Origin of the sequence: Mesobacillus maritimus, from assembly GCF_019749255.1 — a bacterium.
Taxonomy (GTDB): Bacteria; Bacillota; Bacilli; order Bacillales; family Cytobacillaceae; genus Mesobacillus_B; species Mesobacillus_B maritimus_A.
In genome coordinates this window covers 78766-96197 of the sequence record NZ_JACWFH010000014.1, presented here as the reverse complement: position 1 = coordinate 96197, position 17432 = coordinate 78766, and the positions used below count along the sequence as shown (strand labels likewise).

The 17432-nt window shown below is 39.3% G+C and carries 18 protein-coding genes; 3 read left to right on the top strand and 15 right to left on the bottom strand.

The genetic code is table 11. From position 1 onward, the window contains the following. Nucleotides 1-254: 254 nt before the first annotated feature. The 7 genes from H0185_RS13340 to H0185_RS13310 form a co-directional block, all read right to left on the bottom strand. Nucleotides 255-2534 (bottom strand): penicillin-binding protein, encoded by a 2280-nt coding sequence (locus tag H0185_RS13340; protein WP_221873991.1) that lies wholly within the window; start codon nt 2532-2534, stop codon nt 255-257. A gap of 2 nt (nt 2535-2536) precedes the next feature. After that, nucleotides 2537-2902: a cell division protein FtsL gene (gene ftsL, locus H0185_RS13335; protein ID WP_221873990.1), complete on the bottom strand. Its 366-nt coding sequence runs from the start codon at nt 2900-2902 to the stop codon at nt 2537-2539. Nucleotides 2903-2950: 48 nt separating this feature from the next. After that, nucleotides 2951-3883, bottom strand: coding sequence for a 16S rRNA (cytosine(1402)-N(4))-methyltransferase RsmH (gene rsmH, locus H0185_RS13330; RefSeq protein ID WP_221873989.1), 933 nt, complete (start codon nt 3881-3883; stop codon nt 2951-2953). Nucleotides 3884-3933: 50 nt separating this feature from the next. Next, entirely contained in the window at nt 3934-4365 is a 432-nt protein-coding gene (gene mraZ, locus H0185_RS13325) for a division/cell wall cluster transcriptional repressor MraZ (protein WP_221873988.1), read from the bottom strand. A 175-nt stretch (nt 4366-4540) separates the two neighbouring features. Further along, entirely contained in the window at nt 4541-6175 is a 1635-nt protein-coding gene (gene bshC / locus H0185_RS13320) for a bacillithiol biosynthesis cysteine-adding enzyme BshC (protein WP_221873987.1), read from the bottom strand. Nucleotides 6176-6282: 107 nt separating this feature from the next. Further along, nucleotides 6283-6678, bottom strand: coding sequence for a DUF3397 domain-containing protein (locus H0185_RS13315; protein WP_343223148.1), 396 nt, complete (start codon nt 6676-6678; stop codon nt 6283-6285). Continuing rightward, complete coding sequence (locus tag H0185_RS13310; protein WP_221873986.1) at nt 6675-7577, bottom strand: 2-dehydropantoate 2-reductase; 903 nt, start codon at nt 7575-7577, stop codon at nt 6675-6677. Before H0185_RS13310 ends, H0185_RS13315 begins: the two co-directional genes overlap by 4 nt. A gap of 701 nt (nt 7578-8278) precedes the next feature. On the opposite strand from H0185_RS13310, the gene H0185_RS13305 reads away from it, so the two are divergent. After that, nucleotides 8279-8758, top strand: coding sequence for an N-acetyltransferase (locus H0185_RS13305; protein WP_221873985.1), 480 nt, complete (start codon nt 8279-8281; stop codon nt 8756-8758). Between the two features lie 81 nt (nt 8759-8839). Here the strand turns inward: H0185_RS13305 and H0185_RS13300 are convergent, their stop codons facing one another. From H0185_RS13300 to H0185_RS13285, 4 genes are all read right to left on the bottom strand, one after another. Continuing rightward, nucleotides 8840-9394: an RsfA family transcriptional regulator gene (locus H0185_RS13300; RefSeq protein WP_221873984.1), complete on the bottom strand. Its 555-nt coding sequence runs from the start codon at nt 9392-9394 to the stop codon at nt 8840-8842. A 79-nt stretch (nt 9395-9473) separates the two neighbouring features. Beyond that, entirely contained in the window at nt 9474-10232 is a 759-nt protein-coding gene (locus H0185_RS13295; RefSeq protein WP_221873983.1) for an enoyl-CoA hydratase/isomerase family protein, read from the bottom strand. A 221-nt stretch (nt 10233-10453) separates the two neighbouring features. Further along, nucleotides 10454-10627 (bottom strand): 50S ribosomal protein L32, encoded by a 174-nt coding sequence (gene rpmF, locus H0185_RS13290; protein ID WP_046522242.1) that lies wholly within the window; start codon nt 10625-10627, stop codon nt 10454-10456. Nucleotides 10628-10738: 111 nt separating this feature from the next. Next, complete coding sequence (locus tag H0185_RS13285; protein WP_221873982.1) at nt 10739-11263, bottom strand: YceD family protein; 525 nt, start codon at nt 11261-11263, stop codon at nt 10739-10741. A 199-nt stretch (nt 11264-11462) separates the two neighbouring features. Here H0185_RS13285 and H0185_RS13280 point away from each other — a divergent pair, with 199 nt between their 5' ends. Then, nucleotides 11463-12671 carry a nucleotidyltransferase gene (locus H0185_RS13280; protein ID WP_221873981.1) on the top strand — a complete coding sequence of 403 codons (1209 nt, stop codon included), beginning with the start codon at nt 11463-11465 and terminating at the stop codon, nt 12669-12671. A 171-nt stretch (nt 12672-12842) separates the two neighbouring features. Here the strand turns inward: H0185_RS13280 and H0185_RS13275 are convergent, their stop codons facing one another. After that, on the bottom strand, nt 12843-13868 hold the full coding sequence (locus tag H0185_RS13275) for a SepM family pheromone-processing serine protease (RefSeq protein ID WP_221873980.1): 1026 nt from the start codon (nt 13866-13868) through the stop codon (nt 12843-12845). Next, nucleotides 13865-14686 (bottom strand): patatin-like phospholipase family protein, encoded by an 822-nt coding sequence (locus tag H0185_RS13270; protein ID WP_221874002.1) that lies wholly within the window; start codon nt 14684-14686, stop codon nt 13865-13867. The genes H0185_RS13275 and H0185_RS13270 overlap by 4 nt, the downstream gene beginning before the upstream one ends. A gap of 436 nt (nt 14687-15122) precedes the next feature. Between H0185_RS13270 and ylbJ the strand changes: the two genes are divergently transcribed. Continuing rightward, nucleotides 15123-16343, top strand: coding sequence for a sporulation integral membrane protein YlbJ (gene ylbJ / locus H0185_RS13265; RefSeq protein ID WP_221873979.1), 1221 nt, complete (start codon nt 15123-15125; stop codon nt 16341-16343). A gap of 28 nt (nt 16344-16371) precedes the next feature. On the opposite strand, the gene coaD is transcribed toward ylbJ, so the two are convergent. Both coaD and rsmD read right to left on the bottom strand, forming a co-directional pair. Beyond that, nucleotides 16372-16854, bottom strand: a complete 483-nt coding sequence (coaD, locus tag H0185_RS13260) for a pantetheine-phosphate adenylyltransferase (RefSeq protein WP_221873978.1) — start codon at nt 16852-16854, stop codon at nt 16372-16374. Beyond that, entirely contained in the window at nt 16847-17428 is a 582-nt protein-coding gene (gene rsmD / locus H0185_RS13255) for a 16S rRNA (guanine(966)-N(2))-methyltransferase RsmD (protein WP_221873977.1), read from the bottom strand. The genes coaD and rsmD overlap by 8 nt, the downstream gene beginning before the upstream one ends. Nucleotides 17429-17432: the final 4 nt, after the last annotated feature.

The window sequence follows — 17432 nt, the reverse complement described above, 5'->3', positions numbered from 1 at the left end:
GATTCCAGCGTGCCCAAAATAAGGAGAATCATGCAAAAGGGAACGGTGGAGATTCCAGCGTGCCCAAAATAAGGAGAACATCATGCAAAAGGGAACGGTGGAGATTCCAGCCCAATTATCATTACTATAGGCACTGTCCCGACTTCTCGTTTCCCTTACTTCATCCTTTTTCATCACAATCGCCACTAGATGCTCTGAGCCTTCCCCATTGTTCGCAACCTTTACGGATTAGGCAAAAATAAAAAAAACAGAGGTTAGTCGTATACGACTTCCTCTGTTTCGTTATTTTCTGCTTCAGAATCACTCTCTGATGGTTCATTTGCAGTTTCTTTGTTATCGTCACTTTTCTTCTCCGACTCTTTAGCTTCAGTTTGCTGAAGTGGAGTGCTAAGCTCTACAATTAAATACTCCCCGCCACTTACAATCGTTCCTGGCTTAATACTTTGTTTTGTGACAAAGCCATTTCCAGCTTTGTTCAATTTTAACTCTGCAAGTTTAGCGAACTTCATTACATCTCTAAACGACCAATCCGTCATATCGGGAACCTTGATTTCATTCCCTGATGTTCTTAACAAGATCCGTTCGCCTTCAAGCGTGTTAACACCTGCTTCTGGAAGCTGGCTAACTATTTTGTCACCATTGCCAACTACAACCGGATTTAACCCTGACTCTTGAAGTTGTTTGACTGATTCGTCGATTCCCTTTCCTTTGACATCAGGAATCTCATCTGAGGTAACCTTCCCTTGGGAAGCAGGTTGAATATTTAAATATTGCAAGCTGCTTTTCATAACTGGATTAAAGATCATTGAAACAGGAACGGAACCATTTGTACTTTCATCAAGTTTGGGCTGCTGGACAGCCACGTAGACAATCAGTTCCGGATTTTCTGTCGGAGCCATCCCTAAAAAGGAGAACAGAAAATTCTCACGACCTGTTAAGTATTTTCCATCATCCCCTGGAATCTGTGCGGTACCAGTTTTTCCAGCAACATTATAGCCTTCGATTCGATAATTTCCCCCGGTACCATGGTCTTCATTTGTAACCGTAGTTTCGAGAATCTCTCGGACCTTTTTCGCTGTTTCAGGAGAAATAGGTGTGCCTGCAACTTTAGGTTCACTCTGTTCAATGACCTTTCCAGTCGTAGAATCAACAATCTTGTCAATGATTCTAGGCTTCATCATTTTTCCGTTATTCGCAATAGCTGTAGTTGCCTGAACTAGCTGCAAGGGGGTCATCGTTGTCCCTTGTCCAAATGATGTGGTTACTTTCTCAATCGGCCATTCATATTGAATCTTTCCAGTTACTTCATTGGGAAGTTCAATACCTGTCGTTTTATCAAATCCAAATTCCGTTAAATAGTTTCTAAAGGTGTCTACACCCATTTTTTCATTTACCAATTTTGCAACAGCAACATTGGACGAACGTTGAATTCCTTCTAGGTACGAAATCTCACCCCAACCTCTCCCATAGTTGTGATCACGAATGGGGACTGATTTAGGCGTTACTCGATAAGAACCCGATTGAAACGTTTCATTTGGGTTAAAGACATTTTCCTCTACAGCAGCAGCCAACGTAAAGGTCTTCATGGTTGACCCCGGCTCAATCGTGGTTTCAATAATTTCATTATGCCAGCTATTTTCGATCCCCTCCCTTGTTTGAGGGTGAAATGTCGGCCTTTGGCCCATTGCTAGGATATCTCCCGTTTTCGGGTCCGCAACAATCGCAATGATTTTTTCTGGCTCATATTCCTCATCGACCCGGTTCATTGCATCTTCAAGAAACGTCTGTATTTTTTTATCAATTGTTAAGTAGAGGTTATCGCCATTTTCTGCAGGTGTTACTTTCTTTTCCGCATCTGGTAACAAGAACCCCCAGAGGTCACTTTCAACTTTCAAAGAGCCATTTTTTCCTGTCAGGAGTTTATTGTAACTTTGCTCTATCCCAAGTTTCCCACTCGTTTCGGACCGACCATCCTCGTTTTCCTTTTTCTCCACAAAGCCAATTAAATGGGAGGAAAATACACCGTTTGGGTAAAACCGTTTAGATCCTTTAGTAAAAATAATGCCCGGAAGTTTCTCTTTTTCTATTTCACTCTTAATTTGATGAGAGATATCCCTGCCTGCGACACCAAATTCGACCTGGAATGCTCCATCCTTCGATAAGCGCTGTAAGATCTCTGACTCATCCATATTAATATATTTCGCTAAAACCATCGCTGTTTTTTCTGGATCGACCACATGTTTTGGTTCTTTTGGATTCGTGGTCATATCTTCATCGAGGATGGCTACGAGTGTATAGGCGCTTGCATCCTCTGCTATTACTTCATCATTTCGGTCGAAAATTGTCCCTCTAACAGCCTCAATCACTGTCTCATTTGAGTACTTTTGTTGAGCCTTCGCTGCAAGTACCTGACCATCGGCCTCACCAGTGATTTGAATAGATAAGAAACGATAAATTAAGATAAAAAAGAGCAGGCTGAATACTAAAAACAATCCAGCTGCTCCCACATTCATATTTGGTTGCTTCTTGTTCATTGTCACTGCACAACCTTAACATTGTTTTCATTTAGGCTTAAGCCAAGTTTTTCAGCTTGTTCCTTAATCCGTTCATAGCGGCTCAACTCGCTGATTTGCATTTCTAAATCACTATTAACTTTATGTTGGTCTTGAATAGTGCTTTCTACAAGCTGAATTTCTTTATTCACTTGATAAACGTCAGCTTGTTTAGAAATGATAAAGGCTGCTCCAATACAGAACAAAACACCAAATGAAAAAATTAAGATTCTTTCTCCAGGGGACAGCCAGTTGAATTTTCTTGGTGCGACCGGTTTCGGTGCAATTGATGGTTGCTGATGCGAATGGTGCTGTTCTTCCTGCTGAATTTTTTTAGCAAGATTGCTCATCCTATTTCCTCCTGTTTATTGGTTTTGTTCTGTCGTTCCGCACAATAGTTACAACTTTTCAGCAATTCTTAACTTCGCAGATCGCGCTCGATTATTGGCTTCGAGTTCTTCCTCAGAAGGTAGAATTGGCTTTCTTGTGATTAATTTTACCGTTGGCTTAAATTCCTCAGGAATAATTGGTAAACCCGGTGGCAGTGGTGGTGTCTCACTGGCTTTCTTCATGGTTACCTTGCAAATTCTGTCTTCTAAAGAATGGAAAGTAATTACGCTAATTCTTCCACCTTCGCCCAATATTTCCATGGCTTGTTCCAAAGAATCCTCAAAGACTTGAAGCTCATCATTAACAGCGATTCTAATCGCTTGAAAGGTTCTCTTCGCAGGGTGTCCACCCGTTCTTCTAGCCGGGGCAGGAATTGCGTCTTTGATTAACTCCACCAGTTCACCGGTTGTCTTAATCGGTTGTACTTCCCGTGCCGCTTCGATTTTCCTTGCTATTTGTTTCGAAAACTTCTCTTCTCCATATCGAAAGAAGATTTTCACTAACTGCTCATACGTCCATTTGTTGACTACATCATAGGCTGAAACCTCAGCATCTTGATCCATTCTCATATCTAGAGGGGCATCGTGATGATAACTAAATCCACGTTCGGGATTATCGAGCTGTGGCGATGAAACACCAAGATCATAAAGCACCCCGTCAACCTTATAAACTCCCCGTTGTTCTAATTCTCTTTTTAAATGAAGGAAATTACTTTTGATGATGGTTAACCGATCACCAAATCTCGCCAACTTTTCTCGGGCATTTTGGATCGCTGTATCATCCTGGTCAAATGCATATAACTTTCCATTGTCAGAGAGCCTCGACAGAATCAACTCGCTATGCCCAGCACCTCCGAGAGTACAATCCACATAAATTCCATCCGGCTTAATATCTAGCCCCGAAACGGCTTCTTCAAGTAAAACTGTTGTATGTTTAAACATGTCTTTCCCCTTTCCAATCGTCAGGTGATATTATCAGAATAATATTACCTTTAAATATCGAACCCAATCATATTTTCCGCAATTTCAGCAAAAGATTCCTCTGATTGTACGAAATATTCTTCCCAAATGGCTTTGCTCCATATTTCAATCCGATTGGAAACACCTAAAATGACACATTCCTTTTCCAGTTTGGCATATTGAAGAAGCGTAGATGGTATATTGATTCTTCCTTGCTTGTCAATCTCACTCTCGGTAGCACCTGAAAAGAAAAATCGGGTGAATGCACGTGCATCTTTTTTTGTTAGTGGGAGGCCTTTAAGCTTGTCCTCAATCACAGCCCATTCAGAGACGGGATACCCAAACAAACATTGGTCTAGTCCACGAGTAATAATGAACATTTCACCTAGACCATCTCGCAGTTTCGCGGGAACGATTAGGCGACCTTTGATATCAATGTTATGATGGTATTCGCCCATGAACATACCCATTAACCCCACTTTCTAAAACAAATGTACCACAATCCCCCACTTTCCTCCACATATTTTTAAATATTCTCCCCCACTATCCTGATTCCTGCAAAAAGGCCCTATTTCTCAAGGGATTTTTCATCTACAAATCCATTGGTTTTTCAACAAAAAAAAGACTCCAATCAGGAGTCTAAACTTTGATAACCTTATGGGTACCGTCAAATTTAAAAGATAATGTCAAAACAGCAGAGAAAAAGTCAATCCCATGCTTATTTAAATAATAGAAGGGATTCCATAATCTTTCTTGCGGCGATCCATTTGGTCTAAGTGCATTTTCCACTCTAGAGAACTTTTTCAAAACATGATCATGTTTTCGGCAGACAGATTCGTAAACCTTTTTCTCCATAAATTCAATCTGCTTTAAAATGATTTTTTCGTTCTTTTCAACTAATGGAAGCAATGCCTTGTCAACATGTGCAGATTTCGAACGGATTAACTCATATTGAGTCTTGAGTTGATTCTTAGCTTCATTCAATAAGTCTTCTAGTTCTCGGTCCTTCATCGAATCAATAAACTTCAACTCATGTTGATTAGTACCGTGTTCTAAAACCTCCTGAAGGTCTAGGTCTAATTCATCTAAATCCGTTTCAATTGAACGGTCCAAGATTGTAATATTTAGTCTTGGTACTAAAGGTGGCATTTTCATATTAAAATGCTCAAAGACTGTTTTAAGTTCCGCCCAATAAGCTATTTCTCCAGGTCCCCCAATAAAAGCTATGGTTGGAAATAACCATTCTTGCATTAAAGGTCTAGTGACAACATTGTTACTAAGCCTTTCAGGAAACTCTGTTGCGATTGTGAGCAATTCATCTTTCGTTAACGAAACTTCACCATTTTTACCAAAGAAAACCCCATTGATAGGCTCATACTGAAGCAATACTCGTTCATTTGTAATCGGATCTGTGTAAAACAAATTCGCTGCATCTTCACCGATATCAATTGCAGGCTTAAAACCAGCCTTGGAGATGATTTGTTGCTGATTCTTAACTTTAATTGTAATTTCTGCGTGTTGATTTAATTGCTTAATAAAAAATTCACTCTCGTACCGCCGAAGCTCCCTATCTCCTGAATCAATGATGAGCAACCCATGGTCTTTAAACATTTCCATAATAATCATGGCAAAAAAATCGACAAAGGTTTCTGATACGTCCAAAGCCTTCTTGGTAAATTCCCGAATACTATTGGTATAGTGTGTTTCCCCAAACGACTCGATAATATCCTCAACCCAAGATAAACACTTTTCGCGATTTAACATGGTATCAGAAATCATACATTTTTGAAGATTTTTTTCAGGGTAGAGGATCTTTTCTGGCTTGTCATTTCTTAATGCATAAACGTGATTGACCTCTTGGTAATCATGATCTTCGCCTGCAATCCAAAATACGGGGACCACTGGTACTCCAAGCTCCTGTTCCTTTTGTTCAGCAAGTTTAATGATGGAGATTACCTTATGAACAGAATAAAGAGGACCTGTAAGCAGACCTGCTTGCTGTCCGCCTATTACAGCAACACTATTTTTGAGCTTTAGTTTTTCAATATTTTTCATTACCTGATCTGAAGAAGGAAAACGAGACATGAAATGTTCAATATGTTGAGCTATTTCTTGTCTATAGAATTTTCTAGTTGATAATTCTTCTAAACGGGTTTTATAATCCGAATCCATCTGATAATTATAATGAAAGAAGCTCTGGATTTCTGCATCACCTTCAAGATAACCTGTAGCAAATCGGTTAGCTGCCGGGAGCGAGAGATTCAAAATCTCCATGTAAAAGTCTTCCTTTCTCGTTAACAGTTTTCACTCTTTGTAGTATAGCATTGTTAGTTTCGAAAAGAAAAAGACTTTGATTGAAGAATGTGGGAATAATGGACAAATTACAATATTGCCACTACCCCAGAGACCCGTTGTACAATCCCATAAATAATTAGGACAACATAGGATAAGAAGAAGAGTAAAAAGTTCATCCGCCAGTAGCCTTTAAATACACGAGTGTATTCAATTTCCTGGCGAACCTTCCAATGATAAAGAACAAAAATAATCGCTAAAGCAATTAAAATAAGGAGAATTAACCAAAGAAATGATTTTCCCCAAATAACCATGATTAGAAAATGATTCGAAATAATGAATAAAAAAGTGCTGAAATCTATCGCTCTTTGAACAGAGCGCTTATGATTTTTAGTAAGTTGTTTGCTGAAAATAAACATGAGAAGATAGCCAACCAATGGCAATGTCACAAGTGTAGCTGCAGCAACAGAAAGGATACCCGTCACCTAAAATCCTCCTCTTTGAATTCTTTCCCTTTAATTAGATTGTAGTAGTTGTGGGTTAACGGAGCTTGCATTTGTTTTCGATTTGCCTCCTCTAGGACATATCCTAAAATGGCATCGATTTCTGTCTCCCTACCAGCCGCTATGTCCTTTAACATCGAAGATTGATTAGCCGTTGTCTTTTGACAGACAGAGAGTACATTTGCAAAGTGTTCCTCCCGATTATGTATGTTTAGAATATTTACAATTTCTTCAAAAAGACTAGTCACAATTAGATAATAATAAGGATTGCTTACAAGTGTACCATTTGTAACCTGAAAGGTAGCTGTTAATGGATTGATAATACAATTGACAATCAGCTTGGTAAGCAAAATCGCTTGATAATCATCCTCTAGGGATATTGGAAAACGAGCTTGAGTTGCACCGACTAATGACCTTAAGTGATCTTCACTCCCACGATAGACCGCAACCTTCGTTAAACCATACCCATTATGGGAAACTGTATGCTCATTCAATCTTGCAGCACCATGTTCAACAGATCCAAGATAGATTCTAGGTGCCTTAAGTTCAGAAAGCCACTTAAGGTGCCCCATTCCATTTTGTAGAAACAATAAACTACCCCAATCGTTAATCTGATTAGTTAATACTGGCAGAATTGTTGGAAGGTGATACTGCTTTACCGTTATGATTGTTAGGTCTTCTGAGCCTGTCCAAAGTTCAAATGGAACAGCCTCCACACGAACTATATTTGTTGTTTCCCCATCCATTAAACAGATTCCTTTTGATTGGATGAGTTCAGCCTGCCTTTTTGAACGGGTATAAATGGTTATTTGATTTTTCTCACTAAGATAATATGAAAATAATAAACCAATTGCCCCTGCTCCAATAATCCCGATTTTCATCTTTAAACCCCTATTTTAGACTTTAGTTATATTTTAACAGATACCTATTCCCCTTTGGGATTTTTTCAGCATAGAAGGATAGAATTTAAAAGAGACAATTGAAGCGAAGGCTCTTAGTATGTGATATTTTTATACTAGGAACATCGAACCATATATTAATGCTCCCTCATTCTCCACACGAGAGATGGACCTTGATCATAATTTCTATCTATTAAGAACTCTAATAAAACGAGACTAGTACTGACAAGCATACTAGAGTAGAAGATTTGAAGTGTATCCCTTCTTTAAAAAAGTCCAGCTTAATGTTGCAAGCACGACTCTACAATCGAAACGTACTACATACGAGAACATAGCGAATTCCCCGAGAGTCTCCAGCTGTTATCAATGACTGTTCAAGTACCTTGCATATGCATGTCCTAGTGGATAATGTTTATGTTCAGGAACATTTCATGAAGGAAGAGTTGTATACCTTAGAAGGGTTTTCATGAGTAGAAAGTCATAACTTTATTACGGAGGTTGAAAGAAGGACAGGAGTGTAATTGTACCTTTTCTTGTGAAAATATTGGAAAGCGCTTTCTGAATGATAAATGCAGAACTTTTCCTTTATTTATAATATAATAAAAATAGGCACTTAAAAACCGCTATAATTTAGGGAGGAGACCTCTGAATTAGCGGAAAGCAGTAAAATAGGGGGATTGACTGTGACGCATAAAGTAGTAAAACTTAAAATAAACTATAAAACTCTTGAAGAGTTTAAAAGGTTTAAACAGTATGGTCGTCAGGAGTTGTCCATGTTAGAAGATTTAGAAGCAAATATGATTGAAAACGATAGTGACTCGCCATTTTATGGCGTCTATTTTGGTGATAGGCTTGTTGCTAGGATGAGCCTCTATCAAATTGATGCAAAATTTGACCGATATTTTAACCCTCCTCAGGATTATTTGGAGCTATGGAAACTCGAAGTTCTACCTGAATACCAGCAGAAAGGGTACGGTCGAGCACTAGTCGAGTTTGCAAAATCCCAAGGGCTTCCAATTAAAACAAACGGAAGAATCAATTCTTCTGATTTCTGGACAACCATGGGGTTTGCAACAGCAACCTATGAGGTTGAACGAGATCGAGGAGAGAATCCGTTTGTCTGGTTTCCAGACGGTGTAACTGAGCAAGTACATGATGAATGAATAGTGTAGCGCCTATGGTGGTTTGCCATAGGCGCTTTTTTTCCTTTTCCCCATCATGTTTTCATCTACCTAACAGCCCCTTTAATTTTCCTTACTCCCCACCATTTTTCTCGCTCGATCCATAATGTCGACTAAAGCACGATGATCGCCTTCTATGGTTTTTAATTCTTCCTTAAGCCTTTCATTCTCAGTAGATAAGTAAGTGACCTTCTTCTCAAGTTCCTTTACTCGTTGATCATACTTGGAAAGATCATCCTGATGAACACTGGCCCTTTCTACCTTTTCTTGTAAATCATCTAGGAAGCTTTTTACAGCCTCAATTGTAAGGCTTTCTACTTCATTAAGGTCTGCAGCATCTTCAATTGCCTTTTCAATAACCGGCTCATCTTCTACTTTCTTGGACTGCTTTTTTAATTCTTTTCGTTGTTTCTTTGCAAGTTCAATACCGGATTGATATTGTTTGCGCACAAAAGAATTCCACCGGAAGCCACAAGCTGCACCTGTCCGAGAAAGTTTTTTTCCAACCTCTTCAAAAGCCCTAAGCTGAGTTCCACCTTCTCTTATATGTCGTAACACCGTTTCAGCGAGCATTAAATCTTCATCATCGGTCCAAGCATCTTGACGAGTAATAGGCATATGAATATCCCTCCTAGTTTTTTATTCATTCATATGCATCTACTAGGAAAGATAGAATATAGCTTTTATTTTTTATCTGTTACGATTTATTTAAAAATTCCTCCACTTTCTGATGATGTATTTCTTTTCCCCAGAGGATTGCACATTGTACAGCCTCTTGTTCTATTCTTTCTATGAGAGATGCCTCCGACCATTTTCTCCGCAAGATTGCGACATAAGCTGACAAAACTCCTACTTCTTTTTCAAGTAATTTACCAAGAAACTCAGTACAATTGCGATATGGATCCCCCTCATAAACGTGGTCAAGATAGCCCATATTTAATAGCTCATCAGCAGATAGCATAGACCCATCCGTTAGCATTTTTAATGCCGTGGAAGCTGGGAACTTTTCACATAAAATTGAACCACCTCCCCAGCCAGTTGTGATGGCCAAGTTTCCTTGAACAAAACCTGCTTTCATCCCCTTTCTCCCAAGACGAAAGTCACAAGCAGTCGCAATTTCACACCCTCCTCCAATCGCAACTCCGTTCATTAGAGCGACAGTTGGTTTCGGCATTAAGAGCAATTTACCAATAATCTTTGCCATTTTAGAAAGCATCGGATATGCTTCCTCCTTCGTCTTTAACCGATGAAAAACGGATAGATCCCCACCAGAACAAAACGCCCTGTCACCTGCACCAGTAATAACAAGGGCTTTAACATCCTCCGCTTCAGCCAGTGAAATGGCCTTTTCAAGACCGTCCATGATCTCATCATTCACAGCATTTCTTTTTTCTGGTCTGTTGATAGTATAAAATAATAAACCGCTTGCATCTTTTGATATAAGGTATGACTCCATTTCTTCACCTATCCCCTTGGTCATTATATAAATCCAATGTTCATAATTATTTTACCAATTTAAAAGGCTCTTTTCTCATACTTTATTGAAATAGTGAATAATAAAGAACGGTTGCTTGACCTCTACTCAAAATAGCGTAAACCTGGGATAAAGGAGCTTGTAAACTACTTATTTAACGCAAAAAAGCACAGGAGCTAGTCCTGTGCTTTTTTAGGAAAAAATTAGTCGTTTACGACTTCTTTCCCTTTGTATGTTCCGCATTCTTTACAAACACGGTGAGCTAGTTTCATTTCACCGCAGTTTGGGCATGCAACCATGCCTGGAACTTGCAATTTGAAATGAGTACGGCGTTTTCTCTTCGCAGTTTTAGACGTTCTTCTAAATGGTACAGCCATTCTTCCCACCTCCTTAAAGAGAGTTAAAGGTAGTTTTAGTCAAACCCCACATTGGAAGTCTCACCTTATCAAGCCAGTCAGAACTGAGCTTCATAATTTTGTTTAGATGATTTACTTTTCACTTGAATCATCTTGTTCAAAAAATTTCGCGAGGCCAGCAAGTCTAGGATCTACCTTTTGTTGCTTTTCTTCACCGTGAATTACTTCCCAGTCCTTACCTGACTGAGGAGCTCCATCCTTGCTTTGGACATCCTCACAATAAACTTGCATCGGAACCTCAAGCAAGAGGATTTCTCTTATCACAGGCATCAGGTCAATCACATCACCTTGTACTTGATGCATTTCCTCCTCTGTTTCATACTCTGGAGTATCAAGTAGGAAGGTTTCAGTTGTTTCGACATTCACTGGATATTTGACATCAACCAATGTACGAGAACAAGGAAGGATAAGATAACCCTCAATACGAATATGAAAGGTCACTTTCGTTGCACTGATGTCAACCCGGCCCTTTATATGCATCGGTGACACCTCACGAATAGATGGATCAACTTCTTTAATCTCATCTACTCTGATGATTTCGTCAACCGAAAAGTCCTTGTTTCGATATTTTTGTAACTGACTCATTGTCCATTTCATAGAATCACCCCAAGGCAACAAAGGTAATTATAGCTTTCGCTTACCTATTTGTCAATATTTTTTCTTTACAGTATAATGTAGACGTTGTCACATGAATTTAAACCCTTTGTACGGGTTGTTCAATTTAGTATAAAGCATAATGTTCCTCTTAGGAACCAAAATCAATTCGGGATCTCCCGTTAGATAAAAAGGTGAAAAAATGAAAGCAGTCGGGGTAATTGTTGAATATAACCCATTTCATAATGGTCACAAGTTTCATCTTGATCAAACAAAAAAACAATCTGGTGCTGAAGTAGTCATTGCCGTGATGAGTGGGAACTTTCTCCAGAGAGGGGAACCAGCACTAGTATCTAAATGGGCAAGAACAGAAATGGCTCTAAACGGTGGAGCGGATATTGTTTTTGAACTTCCCTACTTTTTCGCAACCCAAAATGCAGACATCTTTGCAACCGGTGCAGTTTCACTTCTGGCAGCCGTCAATTGTCACTCCTTATGTTTTGGCAGCGAAGCCGGTGATATACATACCTTTAGAGAAACTCTAGACTTTCTAAATGAAAAAAATGATGAATTTCAAGAAAAAATTAAGGAATTTAGTAGCCAAGGTGTAAGCTATCCGAAGGCCTTATCTTTAAGTTTTGAAGCTCTTTCACCCGGAAAACATTTACTTGATTTATCAAAACCAAATAATATTCTAGGCCTACAATATGTTGCCGCAATTCAGCAGCAAAAGTTCGCTATTCAACCGCTAACAATTACCAGAAAAAATGCAAATTATCACGATCAGCATTTTGCTTCGTCCTCTATCGCAAGCGCAACCAGCATCAGAAAAGCCCTATTTTCTGTAAACGGTTCGATTGAAGGAATACATTCGTATCTTCCACAAACAACCTATGATTTACTCCATAACTATAAAAAAGAGTACAGACAATTTCATACATGGGAAGATTACTGGGACCTATTAAAATATAAGCTCCTTCTGAGCAGTCCCGAGGAATTGAGAGGGATTCACGAAGTTGAGGAGGGCCTCGAAAATAGATTGCAGCATGCTGCACTTAAAGCTAATTCGTTTCAGGATTTTATGGAACAAATCAAAACGAAGCGCTATACCTGGACAAGGTTACAACGTGTATCTCTCCATATTTTAATGAATGTAAAAAAAGCTGAAATGACACCTAAAAAACAACCCGAATATTTAAGGCTACTGGGAATGAGCGCAAAGGGTCGAGAATATTTGCGAAAAGAGAAAAAGAACCTTCACCTTCCGCTTATCTCAAAGTTGTCATCTAATAAACAATTACTTGAACTCGATCTTCGCGCTGCCAGACTGTATGCATTAGGATTAAAAAGCAAAAATGAACAAGAACGTTTACTATCTCTTGATTTCAAACAACACCCTATACAACTTTAGCGAAGGCTGTTTTCGTAAAAGATTGGGTTTTAGGACCTAGTTGATGGTTTTTACGCAAGTGCGAGTGAAATAGTCTACACGCTCTTTTTTCACAAATTACTCCGAAGTAACAACAAAAGCAACTAATGATGTAAAAAAAGCCAAAAACAAACAAACCCCGAAGACAGCTCCTCAGCCTGTTTTCGGGGTTAAGTTTTCTAAATAGTGCACGGCATCTTCAAACGTATCGATTGGAATAATCTTCATCCTTGTATCGATATCCTCCGCTGTTCGAACAGCTGCTTGATAGTTCGAATCTTCGGCTCCCTTTTCATTTGGAGCTAAAAAGAATTCTGCTCCAGCCTTATCTGCTGCTACCACTTTCTTTTCAATTCCACCAATTCGACCAACCGTCCCGTCGGGAGAAATTGTCCCTGTTCCCGCAATTTCATACCCTTTTGTCAAATCTGTTTCAATTAACTGATTGTAAATTTCAAGTGAAAACATTAAACCAGCTGATGGTCCACCAATTTCATCTGTTTCGACATCCACCTTAGGAGAAACTTTTATTTCTTTGTCATCAACTAGAGAAATGCCAATTCCTACTCTTTCGCTCAGCTCATCAAACTGCTTAATTCCCAGAATAACTTTGCTTTCTTTCTCTTTTTTCTCAACTGTTAAGGTTACTTCATCTCCTGCTTGTTTCTCTCCTACATATTCAATAAATTCTGCCGAGGAATTAAACCTTTGCCCATCAATTTCAACAATTCGGTCTCCAGGGGTCAACTTCCCCTCTGCAGGCATACCTGGAACCACTTGTAATACATATACGCCGTTATAGTCATAATCGATTGGATAACCGGCTTTCTTATACGCAACCTCTATTGCACTGGTTTTTGAACTATCCATCATATGAAGCTGTCTCATCGTGTATTCTTCATCCGTTTCGTTTTCTCCCCTAATTTCTTCAACAGGGTGGATTTCTTGATAATCACTTAAATGAGCTAGTAAATAGGAATAAATATTGGCCCTTCCCATTCTTATTGTTGTGAGCATAAAGCTTCCTTCTTCCTCAAACCCACCCTCTACCTCAATTATTGGCTCTAGTTCCTTTGCCATTCCTGGCTTAGATACATAAAAAGGTAAATAATAAAAAGAACTTGCAAATAGGAGAATCGCAATTAAAAGAGTTAGTCGAAAAGATCCTATTTTTTTCATGGTGATTGGGGCTCCTTCCATTGCTCAATAACTTGCTTGATTTTTACGATTTGTTTTTTTGCTTCTTCCTCACCAATTGCAATAATTTCATCAATATTCGTAAATGCTCTTGAACTATAGCTTTCAACTCTGGGTCTTAACATGATATCAGAGGCAACTTCCCGATTTGTTACAAGTTCCATTTGCATAATATCAATACTTTGCATGATAACGTCAAATATAGATGTGATTTCCGAGTTTGTATTAACATGCGAAACATCCACGGCAATCACAATATCTGCTTCCATTTCTTTTACAACTGAAACAGGAATTCGGTCTACGACACCGCCATCAATTAATAACCGACCATTTAATTTCTCGGGGGTAAATATTCCTGGGATTGCGATACTTGCCCTAACTGCATCCGCAGCTGGGCCGTCTTTAAAAACGACCTTCTCGCCTGACACTAAATCGGTCGCGACTACTGCAATGGGAATGTCTAACTCTTGAATTTGCTTTCCATGTGTGAAAATCCGGATTAATTCCTTAACCCTTTTTCCAGCGATAAACCCCATTTTGGGAACTGTGAAATCTAAATAATACTTTCGTTTAAATGCCTTTGAAAGCTTATAAAGCCGGTCAATATCCAGCCCAGCTCCATAAAAACAACCAACCATAGCTCCCATACTACTTCCAGCTATCATATCAATAGGGATTCCTTCATCCTTCAACACTTTAATGACTCCAAGGTGGGCAAACCCTCGAGCTCCTCCAGACCCTAGAGCTAAACCTACTTTTGGACGCCGCAAACGATTTCCTCCTTTGTTTAAATCAAACATATTGATTTTCATCCCCCATCTTCCAATTAACCCGTGAATCCTAAAGTGAGGAGATAACACGATAAAGTGAAACTTCCATCAGTGGGGGGGGGCTATCCCCCACTGATGGTTAGTTGAACCAATCGGGCATTTACGGGCAGTTAACCGGCCACTTTTCCTTCGCGATTCCTCTAAGTCTTGAATTCGGGTTTTACTGCCCGTTAATCTGCGATAAACTTTTGGTCTAATTTCCATACTTGTTAGCATATTGATTTTATATGAGGACAAGGTATTACGTGGTTTAAACAGCTTTGTTGTTTATATATGGTTGACCTTACTTCAACAGAACAACACATATTGCCAAGCAACCAAACCCAATATCGTATGATGAATATTCCTTATTTTATCACTGTTTAATTAGGTTTTACAGCAGTAGACCTGCGGAGGGAGGATTTACGTGCTAAAGTCAAAAATAAAAACGGGGGTGCTCGCGACTTCCGTTACAGGTATGGCCGTCTCAATGATTATTTTTCCGCAGGAATCATTAGACGCTTCAATAAGAGGCTTAAATATGTGGTGGGAAATAGTATTTCCCTCTTTGTTGCCTTTCTTTGTCGTATCGGAACTGCTAATTGGCTTTGGGGTGGTTAAATTTATTGGGGTTCTACTTGAACCACTTATGCGCCCCTTGTTCCGAGTACCAGGAGTAGGCGGCTTTGTCTGGGCAATGAGCATGGCTTCTGGGACACCATCTGGGGCCAAGTTGACAGCGCGACTCCGGAAGGATGGACAGATTACAAAAATAGAAGCAGAAAGACTCGTTTCTTTTACCAATGCTTCAAGCCCTATCTTTATCTTTGGAGCAGTAGCGGTAGGTTTCTTCCATAATGCACAACTGGGTGTACTTCTAGCCATTGCCCACTATCTAGGGATCATAACAGTTGGGTTAGCAATGAGGTTTTATGGAAAAAACGAGGTACCAAAGGCACAAGATAAGAAAAAACGAATCACCATTGGCGATGCTTTTGCAGCCCTACATAATAGCCGTATCAAGGATGACCGTCCAGTTGGGCAACTACTTGGGGATGCCGTTATGTCGTCGATTCAAACTCTTTTAATGATAGGCGGCTTTATCATTATCTTTTCAGTCATCAATAAATTGTTATACTTACTAGGAGCTACCGCGTTTCTCGCTAGCTTTATTGAGTATCTTTTAAGTTTAATTGGTCTTGACAGGACATTGAGTATGGCCACAATTTCTGGACTTTTTGAAATAACAATGGGCAGCCAAATGGCGAGTCAAGTGCAAGATGTAACCTTGCTTCATCAGGCTATCATTACAAGCTTCTTCCTTGGCTTCAGCGGTTTTAGCATTCAAGCTCAAGTGGCAAGCCTACTTTCACAGACGGACATCCGATTTCAACCATTCTTTTTTGCGAGAATTCTACACGGGCTTACAGCCGGGATTTATGCACTGCTATTATGGGAACCTATCTATCTTAGACTTCTACAAAATGAACAGCCGTCCAACGCAATGCCTGTCATGAACAGAATCTATGAAGAAGGGACAAAGCTAGCTGATTTCCATTTTTCAATCACCCAGGTTGGTCCACTGATTACAATTGGTTTTCTTTGTCTATATATCTTTATTTATTATAAGAGAATAACGAACAAATAAAAGCGAGCCGCTTTAGGCTCGCTTTTGCTTATTTTGGAAATTTGCTATTTAACGCTTCTTCCACCTCAGGTGGAACTAATTCAGAAATTTCACCATGGTACTGCGCAACTTCTTTTACAATACTCGAGCTTAGGAAAGAGTATTGGTTATTCGTCATGATAAAAAAAGTCTCTATCCCTTTATCTAATAATCGGTTCATTGAAGTAATCTGCATCTCATATTCAAAATCCGAAACTGCCCTTAATCCGCGGACAATCGCACTTGCATTAACTGTTGCAGCATACTCGACTAGTAGACCATGGAAAGTATCTACTTTTACATTTGGGATGTCTTTTGTAACTTGCTTAATAAGTTCCATTCTTTCTTCTACAGTAAATAATGGGCTCTTAGATGAGTTATTCAAAACAGAAATATAAATCTCATCAAAAACCTTAGCTGCTCTTGTAATGATATCCAAGTGCCCATAGGTAATTGGATCAAAGCTCCCTGGAACGACGGCAATGCTAGTCATTTAAATTTTCCCCCTCATTGTTCATGTTATATGTAAATACTGTAATTCCAATAATACCATATTCTTCATGCCTCTTTTGCTTAAATCTACCAATTTTAATAGGGAGTTGTGTTTCAGAACCATGTTCGCAAACGATGACCCCATTGTCACTCAACAAGGTGGCGGAATCCATCATTTCCATCAGCTTAATTAATTGTTGTTTTTTATAAGGTGGATCTAGAAAGATATAATCAAAGCAAATATCTCTTTTACTCACTGCCTTAAGTGCTCTAGACGCCTCATTTCGATATACTTCAGCCTGATCTTCTAACTGACAATCACGTAAGTTTTCTTTAATCGTCTGTATTGCCTTTCGGTCTAAATCGACGAAAATAACTTTTTCTAAGCCGCGACTGAGCCCTTCTATTCCAAGACCACCGCTACCTGCAAATAAGTCCAAACCGATTCCACCATTAAAGTACGGTCCAATCATATTAAATATCGCTTCTTTTACCTTATCGGTAGTTGGTCTTGTAGAGTTCCCCGGGACTGCTTTCAATCCCCGTCCTTTTAAGACGCCTGATACAACCCTCATTTAC